Source organism: Aquimarina gracilis (genome assembly GCF_035285365.1).
Lineage (GTDB): Bacteria > Bacteroidota > Bacteroidia > Flavobacteriales > Flavobacteriaceae > Aquimarina > Aquimarina gracilis.
This window is the reverse complement of the sequence record NZ_JAYKLX010000009.1, coordinates 87,998-106,618: the sequence shown is the minus strand read 5'-3', so window position 1 is coordinate 106,618 and position 18,621 is coordinate 87,998. Positions and strand designations below refer to the sequence as shown.

At 34.7% G+C, this 18,621-nt stretch carries 18 protein-coding genes; 10 read left to right on the top strand and 8 right to left on the bottom strand.

The window, feature by feature from the left end; genetic code table 11:
- Window positions 1-51: 51 nt before the first annotated feature.
- A complete protein-coding gene (locus tag U6A24_RS18660; protein ID WP_324181527.1) occupies window positions 52-933 on the bottom strand; it encodes a hypothetical protein in 882 nt (293 codons plus the stop codon).
- 76 nt (window positions 934-1,009) lie between these two features.
- Between U6A24_RS18660 and U6A24_RS18655 the strand changes: the two genes are divergently transcribed.
- Both U6A24_RS18655 and U6A24_RS18650 read left to right on the top strand, forming a co-directional pair.
- Window positions 1,010-1,690 (top strand): ComF family protein, encoded by a 681-nt coding sequence (locus tag U6A24_RS18655; protein ID WP_324181526.1) that lies wholly within the window; start codon window positions 1,010-1,012, stop codon window positions 1,688-1,690.
- 178 nt (window positions 1,691-1,868) lie between these two features.
- Window positions 1,869-3,482, top strand: a complete 1,614-nt coding sequence (locus U6A24_RS18650) for an Ig-like domain-containing protein (protein WP_324181525.1) — start codon at window positions 1,869-1,871, stop codon at window positions 3,480-3,482.
- Here the strand turns inward: U6A24_RS18650 and U6A24_RS18645 are convergent.
- Window positions 3,474-4,256, bottom strand: a complete 783-nt coding sequence (locus U6A24_RS18645; RefSeq protein WP_324181524.1) for a nitrilase family protein — start codon at window positions 4,254-4,256, stop codon at window positions 3,474-3,476. The genes U6A24_RS18650 and U6A24_RS18645 overlap by 9 nt on opposite strands.
- Window positions 4,257-4,298: 42 nt before the next feature.
- Window positions 4,299-4,934, bottom strand: a complete 636-nt coding sequence (locus U6A24_RS18640; RefSeq protein ID WP_324181523.1) for a MarR family winged helix-turn-helix transcriptional regulator — start codon at window positions 4,932-4,934, stop codon at window positions 4,299-4,301.
- 140 nt (window positions 4,935-5,074) lie between these two features.
- On the opposite strand from U6A24_RS18640, the gene U6A24_RS18635 reads away from it, so the two are divergent.
- From U6A24_RS18635 to U6A24_RS18600, 8 genes are all read left to right on the top strand, one after another.
- Complete coding sequence (locus U6A24_RS18635; RefSeq protein ID WP_324181522.1) at window positions 5,075-7,429, top strand: TonB-dependent receptor; 2,355 nt, start codon at window positions 5,075-5,077, stop codon at window positions 7,427-7,429.
- A gap of 199 nt (window positions 7,430-7,628) precedes the next feature.
- Complete coding sequence (gene ileS / locus U6A24_RS18630) at window positions 7,629-11,033, top strand: isoleucine--tRNA ligase (RefSeq protein WP_324181521.1); 3,405 nt, start codon at window positions 7,629-7,631, stop codon at window positions 11,031-11,033.
- A gap of 5 nt (window positions 11,034-11,038) precedes the next feature.
- Complete coding sequence (locus tag U6A24_RS18625) at window positions 11,039-11,422, top strand: TraR/DksA family transcriptional regulator (protein WP_324181520.1); 384 nt, start codon at window positions 11,039-11,041, stop codon at window positions 11,420-11,422.
- Window positions 11,423-11,547: 125 nt separating this feature from the next.
- Window positions 11,548-12,081, top strand: a complete 534-nt coding sequence (locus tag U6A24_RS18620; RefSeq protein ID WP_324181519.1) for an RNA polymerase sigma factor — start codon at window positions 11,548-11,550, stop codon at window positions 12,079-12,081.
- Window positions 12,082-12,085: 4 nt separating this feature from the next.
- On the top strand, window positions 12,086-12,877 hold the full coding sequence (locus tag U6A24_RS18615; RefSeq protein ID WP_324181518.1) for a HEAT repeat domain-containing protein: 792 nt from the start codon (window positions 12,086-12,088) through the stop codon (window positions 12,875-12,877).
- A 25-nt stretch (window positions 12,878-12,902) separates the two neighbouring features.
- Window positions 12,903-13,658 (top strand): DUF4097 family beta strand repeat-containing protein, encoded by a 756-nt coding sequence (locus U6A24_RS18610; protein WP_324181517.1) that lies wholly within the window; start codon window positions 12,903-12,905, stop codon window positions 13,656-13,658.
- A gap of 22 nt (window positions 13,659-13,680) precedes the next feature.
- Complete coding sequence (locus tag U6A24_RS18605; protein WP_324181516.1) at window positions 13,681-14,394, top strand: DUF4097 family beta strand repeat-containing protein; 714 nt, start codon at window positions 13,681-13,683, stop codon at window positions 14,392-14,394.
- A gap of 182 nt (window positions 14,395-14,576) precedes the next feature.
- The gene (locus U6A24_RS18600; protein ID WP_324181515.1) at window positions 14,577-15,188 is read left to right on the top strand and encodes a lipoprotein signal peptidase; all 612 of its coding nucleotides are present in this window, start codon (window positions 14,577-14,579) and stop codon (window positions 15,186-15,188) included.
- A 1-nt stretch (window position 15,189) separates the two neighbouring features.
- On the opposite strand, the gene U6A24_RS18595 is transcribed toward U6A24_RS18600, so the two are convergent.
- From U6A24_RS18595 to U6A24_RS18575, 5 genes are all read right to left on the bottom strand, one after another.
- Window positions 15,190-15,591, bottom strand: coding sequence for a response regulator (locus U6A24_RS18595; protein WP_324181514.1), 402 nt, complete (start codon window positions 15,589-15,591; stop codon window positions 15,190-15,192).
- A gap of 70 nt (window positions 15,592-15,661) precedes the next feature.
- Complete coding sequence (locus tag U6A24_RS18590) at window positions 15,662-16,231, bottom strand: 5-formyltetrahydrofolate cyclo-ligase (RefSeq protein WP_324181513.1); 570 nt, start codon at window positions 16,229-16,231, stop codon at window positions 15,662-15,664.
- Window positions 16,224-17,204 carry a succinylglutamate desuccinylase/aspartoacylase family protein gene (locus U6A24_RS18585; protein WP_324181512.1) on the bottom strand — a complete coding sequence of 327 codons (981 nt, stop codon included), beginning with the start codon at window positions 17,202-17,204 and terminating at the stop codon, window positions 16,224-16,226. Before U6A24_RS18585 ends, U6A24_RS18590 begins: the two co-directional genes overlap by 8 nt.
- Before the next feature lie 4 nt (window positions 17,205-17,208).
- A complete protein-coding gene (rimK, locus tag U6A24_RS18580; RefSeq protein WP_324181511.1) occupies window positions 17,209-18,081 on the bottom strand; it encodes a 30S ribosomal protein S6--L-glutamate ligase in 873 nt (290 codons plus the stop codon).
- Complete coding sequence (locus U6A24_RS18575; protein WP_324181510.1) at window positions 18,081-18,509, bottom strand: ATP-dependent zinc protease family protein; 429 nt, start codon at window positions 18,507-18,509, stop codon at window positions 18,081-18,083. Before U6A24_RS18575 ends, rimK begins: the two co-directional genes overlap by 1 nt.
- Window positions 18,510-18,621 lie beyond the last annotated feature (112 nt).

Genomic DNA, 18,621 nt, shown 5'->3' with positions numbered 1-18,621 from the left:
AAAACCGCCATATTTTTAATCAATATGGCGGTTTAATATATGTATTAAAAATTATTTTAATTCGAACTGTGTATTAGAAATCATTCTTGGCCCAGAGAATAGGTTTACTACGTAGTTCCCTTTTACTAATTCTCCTTCTGCAGCATCCACTAAAACACATACATCTAAAGCTTCATTTTCATAGAAAACCTTATTACGCCCACTATATGTTAGAATGGCATCATCAAAGTTCACAGAAACTTTATCTCCAATTAGATTATTTTCAGGATTAATCACCTGTACAAAAAGTTCCTTATCTCCTCTTTCTGTTAATTTATTTGGAGAAAGTGTAAAACATACTCTTACCTTTTCTGCTCTACTAGCTTTCGAAGAACTTGAAATCTTACCACTGTTACGTACTCTTACTCCTTCAGCCTTAATATTAGCTGCTGTAAGCGCAGAACCTCTTTCAACGATTTCAGCCAATTTTGAATTTTGAGTCTGTAACGAATCAGAATAGATGATTCTTCTATTTAACTCTACAGAAGTACTATCAAGGTCTGTTGCCAATTGCGTATTAGCAGCAGTAAGACTATCAGCAAGTTTAAATAATCTCTCACGTTCTTTCTTCAACTTTCCAACCTCTCTTCTATATCTAGAAATCAGTGCTAAGTTGGCATCGTTATCTTTTACACTATCCAAAAGTACTACGATGCGTTCTTTAGCTTTAAGTAAGTGGTCATCCATTACTTCATTAAGAGCGATAGCATTGTCATATTTTGTGATCAATTCTCCTAATTCGCTTTCAATAAGATCCTTTTCTTGTTGCAAAATTGCTTTATTTTGCTTCTCTTCGTTGTAAAACTTATACGTAAAAATCCCTAGAATAAGCAACAGTGCTCCTAGAACACCAATAAGAATTTTAAGGGTTAAGTTATTGTTTTGAGTTGTCATAATTAATTAATTTCTAATTTTTGATGGTTATTTCAATAGCTAAAATATAATAATTAATGGTAATCACCCTAATAAAATGCTAAGAGACTTCCTCTATTTATTTTATCCTACATACTGTGCAGCTTGTAATGATGCACTACATAAAAATGAAAGGTTACTGTGTACTTCTTGTCGACACAAGCTTCCTTTGGGCAATTTCCATAACGTAAACGCAAAAAAAATTGAAAAAGTATTTTATGGTCGCGCCAAAATTGAAAATGCCGCTTCTTTGTTTGTATTTCAGAAGAATGGTTTGGTTCAGAATTTAATACATAACCTTAAGTATAAAGGAAGAGAGGAAATTGGAGAAGAATTAGGCAAATGGCTTGGAGAAAAACTAATTCAAAATACTGATTATCAGTTAATTGATATTGTTTTACCTGTGCCCATTCACAAAAAAAGGCGTAAAGAAAGAGGGTATAATCAAGTTGAAAAATTTGGAATTGAGATTGCCAAAAAACTTGATGCAGAATACATTGATATCGTACTGAAAAAAAAGTTTTATAATACAAAACAATCCCAAAGAAACAAGGATGCCAGGTGGGCCAATACTTCTGAAACATTCACTATAGAAAACTCGTCTTTATTAGAAAACAAACACATTTTACTGGTCGATGATATTGTCACGACAGGTGCAACTATTGAAGCTTGCGTAGATGCTTTAAAATCTATTCCGAATATTAAAATAAGTATTGCCACAATGGCAATAACCGAATAGAAAAAAATGATTACAATAAATTGAAATTTTGCAGTTGGGATCCCGTTATAAAAATGGGATTAATTCAACTTGCTATTTTAGAGAACGAACCAAAATGTTCTCTAAAACAGAGTTTCATTAAGTTTTTTTGTTTTTCAATATAGTTGTTTCTTTGTGTCTTAAATATTGTAAAGGAGATATGAACAAAAGATTAGAAATGTTATTGCTTACCTTGGTATTACTAGTGTTTGTGATTAGTTGTGCAAAAAAAGGATCGATAACCGGTGGAGAAAAAGATGAAACTCCTCCCGTATTTGTAAAGGCTTTTCCTCCTAATTTTTCTACTAATTTTAATAAAAATGAGATTCGCATCTACTTTGATGAATATATAAAGCTAAAAGATGCTCAAAAACAGATCATCATTTCGCCGCCAATGGACCCAAAGCCCACCATTACTCCATTAGGTAGTGCAAGTAAATTTATACGAATCAAATTTGAAGACACATTATTACAGAATACGACATATAGCATAAATTTTGGTGAAAGTGTAGAAGACAATAATGAAGGTAATACACTTCCCTTTTTTAGATATGTATTTTCTACTGGGGACTTTCTTGATTCACTTAGCATAAAAGGTACCGTAAATAATGCGGTTCAAAAAAAGATTGATCCTTACATTACGGTAGCTTTGTATGAGATGGATGAAAATTATACAGATTCTCTAATCTACAATACTGTTCCAAGATATATTACCAATACCCTGGATAGCATCACATTTGATTTTTACAATCTAAAAGAAGGTAAATACAAGCTTATTGCATTAAAAGATGCGTCTTCAAACTACTTATATGATCCGAAACAAGACAAAATTGGTTTTTATGAGGAAATTATAACATTACCCGCTGATACTGCCAAAGTGTTTAACGTTGAAATTTTTCGGGAAGTACTTGAATTTAAAGCCTTGCTACCAAAACAAGTTTCGAAAAACGAGTTTTTATTTCCTTATGAAGGAACGTTGGATAGTATGAAAATTAATTTGCTAAGTGATACTCCAGAAAATTTTGAATCGCTGGTAATTCCAGATAAGGCAAAAGACACACTTCATTATTGGTTTAGGCCATTTTTTGAAACAGATTCGCTAATTTTTGAAATAACTAATAGTAAAAACTATCGGGATACCTTGATACCAAGGTTTAAAGATCAGTACAAAGATTCCCTTTTGGTTTCTTCAAAATATCGGTCATCATTACCGCTTAATGAAAACTTCACCTTCTTTGCCAGTACTCCAATAGACAGCATTAATAAAGAACTTATCAATTTAACCGATAAAGATACGCTAGACGTACCTTTTTCCATTTCTTTAGATAAAGTTGAAAACGAAGCACAGTTAATCTTTGAAAAAACCGAAAGCAATTCTTATACATTACAAATGCTTCCTGAAGCTATCAAAGACTATGTTGGTAATGTAAATGATACTCTTAATTTCAACTTCAGAACAAAGAAATTGGCAGATTATGGTATAATTTTTCTTACACTTCAAAATGTAGAATCTTACCCCGTCATTGTAGAAGTAACCAATGAAAAAGATGAAGTAATTTCTGAAAAAAATGTATCAAAAGAAGAGCTGATTACTTTTGATTACCTCAACCCAGGCAAATATTATATTCGAGTAATTTTAGACACCAATAAAAATGGAAAATGGGACACCGGTAATTTCTTAAAAGGAATTCAACCAGAAGCTATAAAATATTTTCCTGATGTAGTTGAAGTAAGAGCCAATTGGGAGCTTAAACAAACATTTATACTAGAGTAATTTAAAAAGATCCCTATCCTCTAAAAAAGCTAATTTTTGCCTAACCTCTTGTATGTGGTTTTTATCCAAAACTGCATATTCAATAGTCTCTTTTTCCAAAGGGTTTTCGTCAATTACCGAGTTTCCTAAAACATCATAAACTGCAGAGTGCCCATTGTATTCGTATCCTTTTCCGTCGATACCCACTCGATTTACACCAATACAGTAGGACATATTCTCGATAGCCCTGGCTTTTAGCAAGGTATCCCAGGCATTGATTCGCGGCTTTGGCCAACTAGCTACATACAATAAAACATCATACTCTGAAGTATTTCTTGCCCAAACAGGAAACCTAAGATCGTAACATATCTGTGGTTTAATTTTCCAACCCAAATAATCAACAATCACCTCTTTTTGTCCTGCAGTAAACACTTCATGTTCTTTGGCAAGGGTAAAAAGCTGGTGTTTATCATAATACTCAAACTCTCCATTAGGAAACATAAAAACAAGTCGATTATAATAATTACCTGCTTCATTAATAATTATACTTCCGGTGATTGCGCACTCTTTTTCCTTGGCCATTTGCACAAGCCAATTTACCGTATCCCCTTGCATAGTTTCTGCCATTTCACTGGCATTCATAGTAAACCCCGTGGTAAACATTTCGGGCAATACTATAAGATCAATTTTTGGGGTTAACGCTCTAATTTTTTGTGTCAATGATTTTCGATTTTCGAGTGCATTCTCCCAAATTAAATCAGTTTGTATAAGGGCAATATCAAGTGTTTCGTTCATAGGTTAAAAATACTAAATCTTACTACCAAGAAATCATAAATATTACAAAGAATATTTTTCTATGATTACATTTATATCTTTTTCTTCTTCAAGGTAAATAGGTAAATGAAATTCATCTAGTTTTTTTAATGTCTTTAATAATGTAATTTGCTCACTTTTTGTCAGACAACCGCTTACGGTTTTTGCTGCCTTATGTGCTTCGGCATAAGCTTTTATAACATTTTCTTCTCCAATTTTGGTTAAACGCAATAATTTACCTCTTTTATCATTGGGATTTGGGAATTGTTCGATTATCCCATTTTTTAGTAATCGCTTAATGACCTCCATGCCAGAGGATTTATCATAAGCCATTTTTCGAATTAAATCTGTTTTCCCTATGGGTCCAGCACCATGAAGAATAGCGGTAAACGCAAAATCCATGTCGGTCGTAAATGGTAAACCTACCAGTGCCGATTTAATGTAAGAATTTGAATACCTGCTCATCCTACCAATATGTGCAGCTATTTCAGCTTCTATGCTGTGGCCCGTAATCTTATATTCCTCGTTAGTAACCGTTTCGTCCATACGCTTAGACAACCAATTCGCAAATGATTTCACGTGGATATCCTTGTCCATTCTGCCTTTCACAAACTCTCCTGTTAAATCAATTAATTTTTTTATTAACTCATAAATCTTCATCAAAAACTATTTTTTAACACTAAATTATAATTTTTTATTGCTATATAATACATATTTGTTTAATATTTGCACCGAAACTTTAAACAAATTTGTGGTATAACTTATTTAAACTGCTTTTAAACCATTTAAAACCTACAATTATGAATATCAAAAATACTGTTTTAGTACTTTCTTTACTACTTGTTTCCAAGATACATGCCCAAGTATACGGAGAACTATCGGGAAATGTTACTGATGAAACCGGTCAACCTATTTTGGGAGCGTCTGTTTTTCTAGAAGACACAGAAAAAGGAGCGCAAACCGATTTTGATGGTAATTATCGTATTGAAAACATAGTTCCAGGCTCATATAACCTCATTGTTAGTTACGTTGGTTTTGAAACGCAAACAAAATTTAATGTCATTGTACGGTCAAAAGGAACATTACCTAGTAATTTCATATTAAAGCAATCTACTGAAACATTGGATGAAGTTGTTATAAGTAATGCCAACAAAATAAGCAGACCCAAAGAAACTCCGTTATCCACACAATCCCTTTCGGCTGTCGAAATTGCTACATATCCTGGAAGTAATAATGATGTAGTACAGGTAGCACAAACATTACCGGGGGTTTCCCCTTCTATTGGTGGTTTTCGTAACGATTTGATTATTCGTGGTGGTGCTCCCAACGAAACTGTTTACTACCTGGATGGAATGGAAGTCCCAAACATCAACCATTTTAGTACACAAGGAAGTGCAGGAGGACCCGTAGGGCTAATTAATGTATCTTTCATAGATAATGTAACACTATCTACTTCGGCTTTTGGTGCTCAATATGACAACCCGCTTTCGGGTGTGTTGCAATTTAGTCAACGTACTGGAAATAATAGAGATGTAAGCGGAAACTTTCGTGTAAGCGCAAGTGAAGCAGCGCTTACTTTAGAAGGACCTCTTTTCAAAGGTAAAAATGAAGAGGCAAAAACTACCTTTTTGATATCGGCAAGGCGCAGTTATCTACAATTTTTATTCGAAGCCATTGGTCTTCCCTTCAGACCCAACTATTGGGATTACCAGTATAAAATAAATCATAAAATCGATGCATACAACGATATTAGTTTTATTGGACTGGGATCAATCGATGATTTCTCTGTAGAATCGCCAGAGGATTTTGATGCCGAACAGCAAGCGCAGTTAGACCAAGCTCCTTTTATTGATCAGCGTACCAATGCTATTGGTTTATCCTGGAAAAGACGATTTAAAGACGGATCTGGTTTTATGCAAACCACAATAAGTAATAATACTTTGGTTAATGAATTTACCCGATATGAAGACCCAGAAAATGAAACCGGGGTCATTTTTAATAATGATGCCACCGAATCTGAAACCAAACTACGTTACCAACTCACAAAATTCTTAGGGGATTGGAAACTTACCACGGGTTTTAATACCCAATATTCTGATTATAGCAATGAAACTGTAAATCTAACAGATAACAATATTTTCAATACAGATATTGATTTCTTTAAGTACGGGTTATTTGCCAATGCGACCAAATCATTTTTCGATGACAAATTAGATCTTTCTTTTGGTTTTAGAATAGATGATGATACTTTTACAGAAGACAATAATATCTTGTCTACATTCTCCCCTCGATTATCATTATCTTATGAATTTAAAGAAAACTGGAGATTAAATGGGTCTATAGGCAGGTACTACAAACTACCACCATATACTATTTTAGGATTTAGAGATAACGATAATGTTTTGGTAAACAAAGATGTTGATTACACAGTTAGTGATCATTATGTACTTGGTTTGCAACACTATTTTGGCCCTTCGTCGAGTATTTCTTTGGAAGGATTTTATAAACGCTATGATGATTATCCCGTTTCAATTCTAGATGGCGTCTCTCTTGCCAACAAAGGAGCAGATTTTGAAGTTTTAGGAAGTGAAGATGTCGCCACTGTAGGTAGAGGAAGAAGTTATGGAGCAGAACTCCAGTTTCAGCAAAAACTAACCAATAATTTTTATGGAATCTTTGCTTACACTTGGTTTTACAGCGAGTTCACTGGTTTTGACAGAGATAACTACTTACCTTCTGTTTGGGACAGTCGCCATTTGGTTTCATTTACAGGCGGTTATAAATTAAAGAATAATTGGGAGATAAGTGCGCGCTATCGTTTTGCAGGAGAAACACCTTTCGTCCCGACTGATCTTGATGCTACACTTGCCAATTATCCCGAAGTGATTTTGGATTATGGCCGTTTAGGTGAAGAAAAGCTAGATACTTTTAGTCAACTTGACCTCCGTATCGACAAAAAGTGGAACTTTAAGAACCTTTCGTTAGATGTATTTATTGAAGCCCAAAATGTACTAGCACAAGAAATTCCTGAGCCTACTCAATTTGGACTGAATAGAGATAACACCGGAGCAATTGTAGAACCCCGAAGCCTAACAGCAATCGAAACAGAAACCGGACAAATTATACCAAGTATCGGAATTGTAGTCGATTTTTAAACAATACGACGTAAATATAATTTCTTGAAATGCACCTAATTAATTTTTGGGTGTATTTTTCTTAGTTTTTAATCCAAAAATCAAAGACTTTGTTAAAAATTGTAATTCGGCATATAATTATTTTACATCACACTTCGATTTGGGCCCTCTTTTTATAGAAAATCCTTATTTTCGCAAACTTAATAGAAAGAACGATCAAATGAGCACTAAGTTTCCTGAGTATAAAGGACTTGACTTACCAAAAGTAGCCGATGAAATATTAGATTTCTGGCAAAAGAATGACATTTTTGAAAAAAGTGTTACAGAACGTGATGGAGCAGAACCGTATGTCTTTTTTGAAGGACCTCCCTCGGCAAATGGGCTACCGGGTATTCACCATGTTATGGCTCGTGCGATCAAAGATATTTTTTGCCGTTACAAAACCCAAAAGGGATACCAGGTAAAGCGTAAAGCCGGATGGGATACCCATGGGCTACCGGTAGAGCTCGGTGTAGAAAAAGAACTTGGGATCACCAAAGAAGACATTGGTAAAAAAATCACTATAGAAGAATACAACGAAGCTTGTAAAAAGGCCGTAATGCGTTATACTGATATCTGGAACGACCTTACGCAAAAAATTGGGTATTGGGTGGATATGGATGATCCATACATCACCTACAAATCCAAATATATGGAGAGCGTATGGTGGTTACTTTCCCAGATTTACCAAAAAGGACTTTTGTATAAAGGATATACCATTCAACCCTATTCTCCCAAAGCAGGTACAGGTTTGAGTTCTCACGAACTTAATCAACCAGGCACCTATCAGGATGTGACAGATACCACCGTAGTTGCCCAATTTAAAGCCAAAAAAGACACCTTACCTTCATTTTTAAAAGATGTTGAAGGTGATATTTACTTTTTGGCCTGGACGACCACACCCTGGACACTTCCATCTAACACAGCACTTACGGTAGGACCTAAAATAGATTATGTTGTTGTAAAAACGTTTAATCAATATACGTTTGAGCCTATCTATGTCATTTTGGCTAAAAATCTTGTTGGAAAGCAATTCTCCGGAAAGTTTACTCAAGTTGAGACCGAAGAAGAATTAAGTGCTTTCAAACAAGGAGATAAAAAAGTTCCTTATTTCATTTTAAAAGAATGTAAAGGAACCGATCTTGTAGAAACTCAATACGAACAATTACTAGATTTCGTACAACCCTATCACAATCCCGAAAATGCTTTTAGAGTAATTTCGGGTGATTTTGTAACTACCGAAGATGGTACCGGTATTGTGCACACTGCCCCTACTTTTGGTGCCGATGATGCAATGGTAGCCAAACAAGCTACACCTGAAGTGCCGGCAATGTTGGTTAAAGACGATCATGACAATCTGGTCCCTCTTGTTGACTTGCAAGGTAGATTTACAAAACATGTGGGTGAATTTGCGGGCAAATATGTTAAAAATGAATATTATGATGACGGTGCAGCTCCCGAAAAATCTGTAGATGTAGAAATCGCCATCAAACTGAAAACAGAAAATAAAGCCTTCAAGGTTGAAAAATATGTACACAGTTATCCAAACTGCTGGCGTACCGATAAACCTGTTTTATATTATCCGTTGGATTCATGGTTCATTAAAGTGACCGATTTTAAAGATCGTATGCATGAACTTAATCTTGGGATCAACTGGAAACCTAAGGCAACCGGAGAAGGGCGTTTCGGAAACTGGCTAGCCAATGCCAACGACTGGAACCTTTCTCGTTCTCGTTTCTGGGGAATCCCTTTACCTATCTGGAGAACAGAGGATGGTAAAGAGGAAATGATCATTGGTTCTGTTGAAGAATTAAAAATCGAAATGACCAAAGCGGTTGAAGCCGGAGTTCTTGAAGCAGATGTTTTTGCCGATTTTGTAGTGGGTGACATGAGCGAGGAGAACTATGAAAAAGTTGACCTTCATAAAAATGTCGTAGATCAAATTACTCTTGTATCCCCTTCTGGGAAACCAATGAAACGCGAAAGCGATCTAATTGATGTATGGTTCGACTCAGGTTCAATGCCCTATGCACAATGGCACTATCCTTTTGAAAATAAAGAAAAGATAGAAAATGGCGAAAGAAAAGCCGATTTTATCGCAGAAGGGGTAGACCAAACCCGTGGTTGGTTTTATACGCTGCACGCGATTGCTACCATGATCTTTGATGATGTAGCCTATAAAAATGTAGTATCCAATGGTTTGGTACTAGATAAGAACGGGCAAAAGATGTCAAAAAGATTGGGTAATGCCGTAGATCCTTTTGAGACATTAAAGAACTATGGCCCAGATGCTACCAGGTGGTACATGATCAGTAATGCCAATCCATGGGACAACTTAAAGTTTGACTCTGAAGGAATAGCCGAGGTTCGTCGTAAATTCTTTGGTACTTTATACAATACCTACTCATTCTTTACGCTGTACGCCAATATCGATCAGTTTACGTATACTGAAGACGATATCCCATTATCTGAGCGTCCAGAAATTGATCGATGGATCCTAAGTGAATTGCATACCTTGATCAAAAACGTTGATGAGTATTATAATGACTATGAGCCTACCAAGGCAACCAGAGCCATATCTGAATTTGTACAGGAATACTTAAGTAATTGGTTCGTAAGACTAAGCCGAAGAAGATATTGGAAAGGCGATTATCAAAAAGATAAGATATCTGCGTATCAAACTTTGTATACGTGTATGCTTACTATTGCCAAGCTTGGAGCTCCGGTAGCACCTTTCTTTATGGATCGATTATATAAAGATCTTATTGCAGGGACACAAAAAGAACCTTTTGACAGTGTTCATCTTTCAAATTTCCCTCAGCATGATGAAAAATTCATCGATAAAGCCCTCGAGCATAAAATGCAAAAGGCACAAACGATTACCTCTTTGGCACTTTCTTTAAGGCAAAAAGAAAAAATCAAAGTTCGCCAGCCTTTGCAACGAATGATGATCCCGATCCTTAATGAGGCAGAAAAAAATGAAATCGAAGATGTTGCTCATTTGGTAAAAAGTGAGGTAAATGTTAAGGAAATTGAGCTTCTTGACGATGCTTCAGGTATATTAGTGAAGCAAATCAAGCCAAATTTTAAAGCTTTAGGCCCTCGTTTCGGAAAAGATATGAAGTTGATAGCCAATAAGATACAAGGATTCGACCAAGAAAGCATTAAAATTCTTGAACAAACAGGCAGTTTTGATGTAGAAATTAATGATAAAATTATTACATTAGGAACCGATGATGTAGAAATTAGCTCTCAAGATATCGAGGGCTGGTTGGTAGCCAATTCGGGTCCCTTGACCGTGGCATTGGATGTTACAATTACCCCTGAGCTCAAAAAAGAAGGAATAGCCAGAGAACTTGTAAATCGAATCCAAAACATTCGTAAGGATAGTGGACTTGAAGTGACTGATAAAATAGAAATCGTTTTCCAAAAAAACGAAACTATACAAGACGCTGTCACTACCAACGAAACCTACATCAAAAATGAAACCTTAACCGAGATAATTGAATTTGCGACAGATGTAATAAATGGTACAGAAATTGCGTTTGATGACATTGCAACCCAATTGATAATAAAAAAACATTAAACAACATGGCAGGAGATGTAAAAGTAAGGTACAGCGACTCTGACTTAGAAAAATTTAGAGAAATAATCGTTGACAAAATGGAAAAAGCACAAAAAGACTTGGAATTACTACAAAGTGCTTACAAGAATGATGGAAACAATGGTACTGATGACACTTCACCTACGTTTAAAGCGTTTGAAGAAGGAAGTGAAACTATGTCTAAAGAAGCGAATACACAACTCGCAATTAGACAAGAGAAATTTGTACGTGATTTAAAAAATGCTTTGTTACGAATAGAGAACAAAACCTATGGTATTTGCCGAGTAACCGGAAAACTTATTAATCCCGAAAGATTAAAATTGGTTCCGCATGCTACATTAAGCATCGAAGCAAAAAACATGCAGAGCTAACAAACTGTAAAATATTGTAAATTTAAAGTGCTTTCCAGATCGGAAAGCACTTTTTTTATATCCCGATGTAACCTTTTTAAAAAATTGAGGTATTACTAATAGAAACTAACCAAAAGAGTAACATCTTGAAAAATTTAAGTGACGAAGAATTAATGATTCTGGTATCTAACGGAAATTTAGATATAATGAGCATCTTGTTTGACAGGTATCATGTACGGATCTATAATTTTTTATTAAAAATGACTCGAGATCGTGATCTAAGTCAAGATATTACGCAAGAGGTTTTTTACAAGGCTATAAAGTATAGAAGCTCATATAAAAAAGGAAAGTTTTCATCATGGATCTATACCATTGCCAGAAACATATTTTCTGATCATTATCAAAAGCAAAAAAATAAGGATCAACGACTAGACGATATACAATACAAAACTGAAGAGCAAAACAATAATGGTATCGAAGATATCGAAACAAAAGAACAATTACATCTTGCTCTAGAACAACTAAACCCAAGTGATAAAGAGCTAATTATTATGAATCGCTATCAAGGAATAAAATACCAGGAAATTGCAGAGATCATTGGCTCTACAGAAGGTGCCGTAAAAACCAAAGTGCATCGGGCTATACATAAATTAAAAGAGTATTATTTACAAAAGATATAATATCATGAACTGTCAGCAAATTGAAGATCATCTTATCGATTATCTGGATCAAAATCTGGATCAAGAAGCACATCAAAAAATAGAAGCGCACCTTAAAGACTGTAAAAATTGCAGTAAAGCTTTACAAAAGCTTCAGGAAGTTTTTGATGCCATTGATACCGATCCAATAGAGCTACCAAGAGCAGATATGAAACTTGATTTTGAGCAAATGCTCGAAAAAGAAAAGGCATTGTTGAACACACCTAAGGTGGTTTCACTAGAAAAAAGATCAAGAAACTCATGGAAAACTGCTCTGCAAATAGCTGCTACCATTACACTGGTTGTTACAGCTTATTTTCTAGGAAAAAATCAAAACAACGAATCTTTTTCTAAAGAAATAGCAGTTCTGGAAAAAGAAAAAATTGAGATGAAGCAAACGATGACCATTTCTCTTATTGAAAACGAATCGGCAAGTAAGAGATTACAGGCTGTTAATTATGCCGAAGAGTTTGAAAAACCAGGAAATGATATTTTAAAAGCTTTAGTCAATAAAATGCGTTACGACGATCATATTAATGTGCGACTGGCTGCAGCAGAAGCACTAGCAAAATTTTCGGATTCAGAAATGGTTCGTAAAGCATTAATTGATGTGCTGGATAAAGAACAAGATCCAAGCATGCAAATTGAATTAATTCAAATATTAGTTTCCATTCAGGAAAAGCGCGCAGTTCCTTCGATGGAAAAGCTACTTCAGGAAGAAAAAACTCCTGATTATGTTAAAGATCAAGTAAAAATTGGTCTACCAAGTTTAATTTAAAATTTCAATCAAAAAACGAATAGTCATGAAACATATAGTAATCCTTTTCATTCTTTTAATATCAGCAGGAAATCTAAAAGCCCAAGATTATACGCAGCCTTTACAAGGTATAAAAAAAGTAAAAATACACTCAGAATCTGGTGTAAAAATTATAGTGCATGATCAAAACCAGCTTAAAATTCTAGGTGACGGACATGAAATACCCGAAAAAGCAAAAGGTTTAAAAGCTGTTTACGCAGGTGGTAGTGATAACACAGGTCTAGGAATGTATGTACAAAAAGAAGGAGAAACACTAATCATTAAAAACCTAAAAGGCATGCACGGTAAATTGCTTAAGATATATCTTCCTAAAAGTATCAATATCAAAGTAGAGCGAAGTAATATGGGTGATATTTCTTTACAGGGGTTTACATCCGAAATAGAAGTTTCTACAAATATTGGAGATATCACATTAACTAATGTTACAGGCCCGATAGTAGCCAGAACCTCTACCGGTGAAATTAATGTAGTTTTTAATAAAGTAAATCAAAGCTCTCCTATTTCACTTATGTCCTCTACCGGAGAGGTAGATGTTAGTCTTCCTTCAAACACTCCGGCTAATCTTATGCTCAAAACATCAATGGGCGAAATTTATACTGATTTTGATATCAAATTTCCGGAAGAAGAGAATAACATGAAAATAGTATCTGGAAAAAGATCAATAAAAACCGAATTAAACAATGGGGGAGTCGAAATCAGCTTACGATCTTCTACAGGTAATATTTACTTAAGAAAAAAATAAAAAATCATCAAAAATGAACATTATGAAAAATTTATTAATCTTAACCCTATTTTGTTTTGTTACATTGCAAATCAATGCACAAAAAGTAATTGAAAAAGAGATCAATACTTCTGCCAAAGAAGTGAAGGTAGAATTTAAATTTGCAGAAGATATCATAATCAAAACTTGGGACAAAAGTGATGTTTATCTAAAAGCCGAAGTAAGCGTAAAAGATGGGGAGTTTGACGATTATTTCAATCTAAAAATAGACAATTCTTCTTCGGTTTTGGATATCCAATCGGATTACGGAGACTTGTTTGATATGTGGAAGAAAGAACGTAAGTCCAACAAAGGAAATAATTGGGGCCCTTGTAATAATCTTAATATCGACGCTCTCTACACCTTGTACGTGCCCAAAAACATGAGATTGCGAATAAAAAGTATCTCGGGAAGCGTAACTTCTGAAAATTATCAGGGCGAGTTGGTTGTAGATATTATTAGCGGAAATATTGATATAAAAAAATACAGCGGTGACTTAAACCTAAAAACAATAAGCGGAGATATCGATATCAATGTTGCTAAATCCCGCCTAAAGGCCGAAACTGTATCTGGTATGATTTACTCTGATAAAGACATGCAATTTGATCACGGAAAAAATCGAATAGTAGGCAGCAAAGTATCAGGCACATTTGGTGATGCCAAAAGTGAGTTATTTCTTAAAACAATAAGCGGTAGTATTTTTATCAGAAAACAATAGGACAAACTCTGTTTTAAGTGTTAGAAATAGCATTCTTTTCTTGCTTATAAAGATTTAGGATGCTATTTCTTATTTTTACTAGATCTCTTCATCTTATAAGCACGCAGATAAGTGTTTGTAAAACAAAATAAAACACTATTTTTGTCCGGCGCTTTTAATACCAAGGCAAACCCGTTTTATTTATGTCCTTAAAGAAATCTATTTTAGTTATAATTATTGTTTTACTGATTGATCAAATCACAAAGATTTATATTAAAACTCATTTCAGTCTTCATGAAGAAGTGAAAGTATTTGATTGGTTTCGAATTGTATTCGTAGAAAACAAAGGTATGGCATGGGGTTTTGAGTTACCTGGCAACTACGGAAAACTCGTTTTGACCTTATTCAGATTAGTAGCAATTACGGGTATTGGATATTGGCTCTATGATTCGGTTCGTAAAAACAGTCCGGCCATACTCACCTTTTGTATTGCCTTAATCTTTGCCGGAGCATTTGGAAACATTATTGACTCTTTGTTTTATGGTGTGTTTTTTGGAGAAAGCACTAATATTTCTGTAGCGAGTTTCTTACCCGAAGAAGGCGGATACGAGAGTATTTTCTACGGTAAGGTCGTTGATATGATCCAGTTCACACTTTATGATGATACGTTACCAGAATGGATTCCGTTTGTTGGAGGAAATCATTTTTCATTTTTTGATCCCGTATTTAATATTGCGGATTCTGCTATAAGTATAGGAGTATTCTTATTGATAATTTTTTATAAGAAAGCATTCCCTAAACAACCTGAAGCTTAAATCATACCAGGATCCTTTCGAAATCATCTATTTTTATAGGCTTTGGAATATAGTCTGATACTACATCTATAGATTTGGCGCGCTCAATATCCCTGGTATCTATCGAAGAACTAACTACATAGAGGTCTATGTCTTCAGTTATTTTATTTTTTATTCTTGAAAACTCACTTAAAAATTGCCAACCATCCATTACCGGCATATTAATATCAAGAAAAATTACTTGGGGTACTTCTGGCTTTTCTTTATTCTCTATAGATTTTTGAAAAAAATCCATAGCTTCTTTGCCATTATTAAAGACTAATACAGTTTCAGACAACCTTCTTAATTCAATAATCTTACTAACTAAATTGATGTAAATGTTATCATCATCGATGATACAAACGCTTTCTATATTTTGGGACATTCTAAGGGGTAATATTCAACAATAATCATCGAATATAGCATAAACTAGTATTGAACACAAGAAATGTTAATTAATTCTTAAAACAATACGTTTCTTCTGGAGTAACACTAAGGTCAAGCCGTATATCTGTAGAAATAGTGTTAATAATTTCTTCTTCAGGCGCAAAAAACGAAAGTCCAATTTTTAATACTGCGGGATTACATTTGGAAAGAAATTTGTCATAAAACCCTTTTCCATAACCAATGCGGTTTCCTTCTTGATCATATCCCAAGAGCGGGACAAATACGATTTCAAGTTTTTCTTCTGAAATAGGAATACCATCAACCGGTTCTGGAATCCCCCATTCATTTGTTTTTAATCTAGTACCATCGGTTAGTAAAAAATGCTCTAAGGTACTTTTTTCAAAATCACTCTTTGAAATCACAATATACTTATCCTTACCTTGTAGGATATTCATTATAAATTCGGTATTAATTTCTTTTTGTTTTGTAATGGGTAAAAAGATATGGTAATAGGTTTTATCCCATATTGGTAATTGCAAAAGTCTATTGGCAATCTCGATACTTAAATCATCAATTTCGTCTTCATTCAATTGTGCTCTAAGTGTTTTGTATTTGGCACGTAGTTCTTTCTTATTCATCAACCAATTCTTTGGTGATCCTAAAAATGGCATCTCCCTTGTACACTATTGGGGCTTCATTCACATTAATTACATACCCCTCATTACTTGCTTTTACGACATGTCGCATTTTGCCATATGGATCGGTTATTGTTGCCAGAATCTCTCCTTTTTCTACGTGTTTCCCTATTGGAATTTTTATATGAAGTAAACCACTATATTTTGCTCGCATCCAAAAACTCTTAGAAATAAGTATGCTTCTAGAATCTGTTTTGGGCACTTTGAATTCTTCGGCAAGCATATCAAAATGACTAAGAATACGCATGGTTCCCTTAACACCCTCTATAGCTATTTCTTTACTACTATTTTGAGACTTCCCTCCTTCAAACAATAAGATATCTTTCCCTATTTTGGTACATGTGGCACGATAGGAGCCTTCTAGATTTTTTGACAATAGGGTAAAAGGAGCGTTAAAAACCTTTGCCAACTCTACTAGTTCTTTGTTTTTTGCATCTACTCTTATATGTGGAGCATTAAATCTACTTGCTCCGCCGGTATGAAAATCCAAGCAGAAATCGGCCGCGGGTAATATCTCATTTATAAACTGGTAAGCAAAGCGACTTGCCAGAGATCCATTTTTATGACCAGGAAAAACACGATTAAGATCTCTTCCATCGGGAAAAGATCTATTCATACTTAAAAAACCAAATACATTAAGTACCGGGATGCAAATAATACTCCCTTTGGCAGGTTTATTAATGTTTTTGGCAATAATCTGCCGTACTACTTCTACACCATTAATCTCATCTCCATGAATTCCCGCAGTAATAAGAACTGTAGGACCAGGATTTATAGATCTTTCTATAATTATTGGTATTTCTACTTTGGTAGAGGTATATAATTTGGCAATATTAAAATTAATGGTAGTGCTTGTACCCGGTAGCACTTCCTTACCAAGAATATTTAGAATATTGTTTTCAACCTTCTTTGTCATAATCCTACATACTTCTTTCTATATATTTGATAATCGATTTTGCGATGTCTTTTCCCGTAGCATTTTCTATTCCTTCCAGACCAGGAGAAGAATTAACTTCAAGAATAAGAGGGCCTCTTTTACTTTGTAACATATCTACTCCCGCAACACCCATTTTCAAAGCTTTTGCAGCCATAATAGCAGCCTGTTCTTCATGTCTGGATAACTTGATAACAGATGCTGTTCCTCCCTTATGCAAATTGGACCGAAACTCTCCTTCTTTAGCTTGTCTTTTCATTGCGCCGACTACCTCTCCATCAACAACAAGAGCTCTTATATCGGCTCCTTTGGCTTCCTTTATAAACTCTTGAACAATCACTCTTGCCTGCAGTCCATTAAAAGCTTCTAATACCGATTCTGCTGCCGTAGTAGTTTCAGCAAGAACAACCCCCAAACCTTGTGTTCCTTCAAGAAGTTTGATAATCAATGGAGCTCCTCCGACGTGAGAAATTACTTCAGAAACATCTTTAGAATAATTTGTAAATACCGTTTTAGGAAGTCCTAATCCTGCTTTTGACAAAATTTGTAGACTTCTAAGCTTATCCCTAGATTGTATTAATGCCTGGGACTTTAATGTAGTAAAGACATTCATCATTTCGAATTGCCGCACAACCGCAGTACCATAAAATGTAGTAGAAGCCCCAATTCTAGGGATCACAGCATCTACATGGTCTAATTTTCTTCCGCGATAGTAAATTTCTGGTTTTTGCCGCTCGATAATGATGTCACAATTTAATGGATCAATTACCTGCACATTATGTTTACGCTTTACCGCAGCTTGAACAAGCGCATTGGTAGAATACAAATTTGTGCTACGCGACAAGATTTTGATATTCATTATAACTTTTGATTGTAAGACTGATTTTCTAATTGCGGGTCTACCAAAAATTTTCCACTTAAAAATTTACGTCCTATTAAAACTGGAAAACGCATATCATCCCTTGGAGATAGAGTAAAAGTAATAGGATAGGTTTTGTTAAACACCACAATTTGTGTTCGTATTGCATATCGCATTTCTACTTTTCCCTTGTTGCTTTTTACGGCAGACATATCATAATTTTCGAAAGTAAACTTCTTGCCATTATATTCGGGATGTGTGGCATCGAGAAAACTACAGTGTAAGGTTTGGTCAATTTCACGAATATCAACACAATGTATAGAGGAAGTATAAGCTCCTGTATCGATTTTGGCATCGATACCTGACAACTCTAAAAGTGGAAAATCCACTTTATCTGTACGCCCGATTATTTCCTTTTTTTTCTCCAAAGAAAAAGTATTGATATTTGAACTACTAATGTAAGAAAAATCAAAATGTATTGTATGATTAACGACGTTTTTAATAGAATTTGATATTTTAAATAGGATTTAACAAAATTTA

Coding starts and splice junctions, on each gene's coding strand:
- U6A24_RS18605 (WP_324181516.1), top strand. CDS start 13,681: ATGAAAAATTTATTAATCTTAACCCTATTTTGTTTTGTTACATTGCAA.
- U6A24_RS18635 (WP_324181522.1), top strand. CDS start 5,075: ATGAATATCAAAAATACTGTTTTAGTACTTTCTTTACTACTTGTTTCC.
- U6A24_RS18585 (WP_324181512.1), bottom strand. CDS start 17,204: ATGACAAAGAAGGTTGAAAACAATATTCTAAATATTCTTGGTAAGGAA.
- ileS (WP_324181521.1), top strand. CDS start 7,629: ATGAGCACTAAGTTTCCTGAGTATAAAGGACTTGACTTACCAAAAGTA.
- U6A24_RS18595 (WP_324181514.1), bottom strand. CDS start 15,591: ATGTCCCAAAATATAGAAAGCGTTTGTATCATCGATGATGATAACATT.
- U6A24_RS18600 (WP_324181515.1), top strand. CDS start 14,577: ATGTCCTTAAAGAAATCTATTTTAGTTATAATTATTGTTTTACTGATT.
- U6A24_RS18640 (WP_324181523.1), bottom strand. CDS start 4,934: ATGAAGATTTATGAGTTAATAAAAAAATTAATTGATTTAACAGGAGAG.
- U6A24_RS18650 (WP_324181525.1), top strand. CDS start 1,869: ATGAACAAAAGATTAGAAATGTTATTGCTTACCTTGGTATTACTAGTG.
- U6A24_RS18590 (WP_324181513.1), bottom strand. CDS start 16,231: ATGAATAAGAAAGAACTACGTGCCAAATACAAAACACTTAGAGCACAA.
- U6A24_RS18655 (WP_324181526.1), top strand. CDS start 1,010: ATGCTAAGAGACTTCCTCTATTTATTTTATCCTACATACTGTGCAGCT.
- U6A24_RS18615 (WP_324181518.1), top strand. CDS start 12,086: ATGAACTGTCAGCAAATTGAAGATCATCTTATCGATTATCTGGATCAA.
- U6A24_RS18610 (WP_324181517.1), top strand. CDS start 12,903: ATGAAACATATAGTAATCCTTTTCATTCTTTTAATATCAGCAGGAAAT.
- rimK (WP_324181511.1), bottom strand. CDS start 18,081: ATGAATATCAAAATCTTGTCGCGTAGCACAAATTTGTATTCTACCAAT.
- U6A24_RS18645 (WP_324181524.1), bottom strand. CDS start 4,256: ATGAACGAAACACTTGATATTGCCCTTATACAAACTGATTTAATTTGG.
- U6A24_RS18660 (WP_324181527.1), bottom strand. CDS start 933: ATGACAACTCAAAACAATAACTTAACCCTTAAAATTCTTATTGGTGTT.
- U6A24_RS18625 (WP_324181520.1), top strand. CDS start 11,039: ATGGCAGGAGATGTAAAAGTAAGGTACAGCGACTCTGACTTAGAAAAA.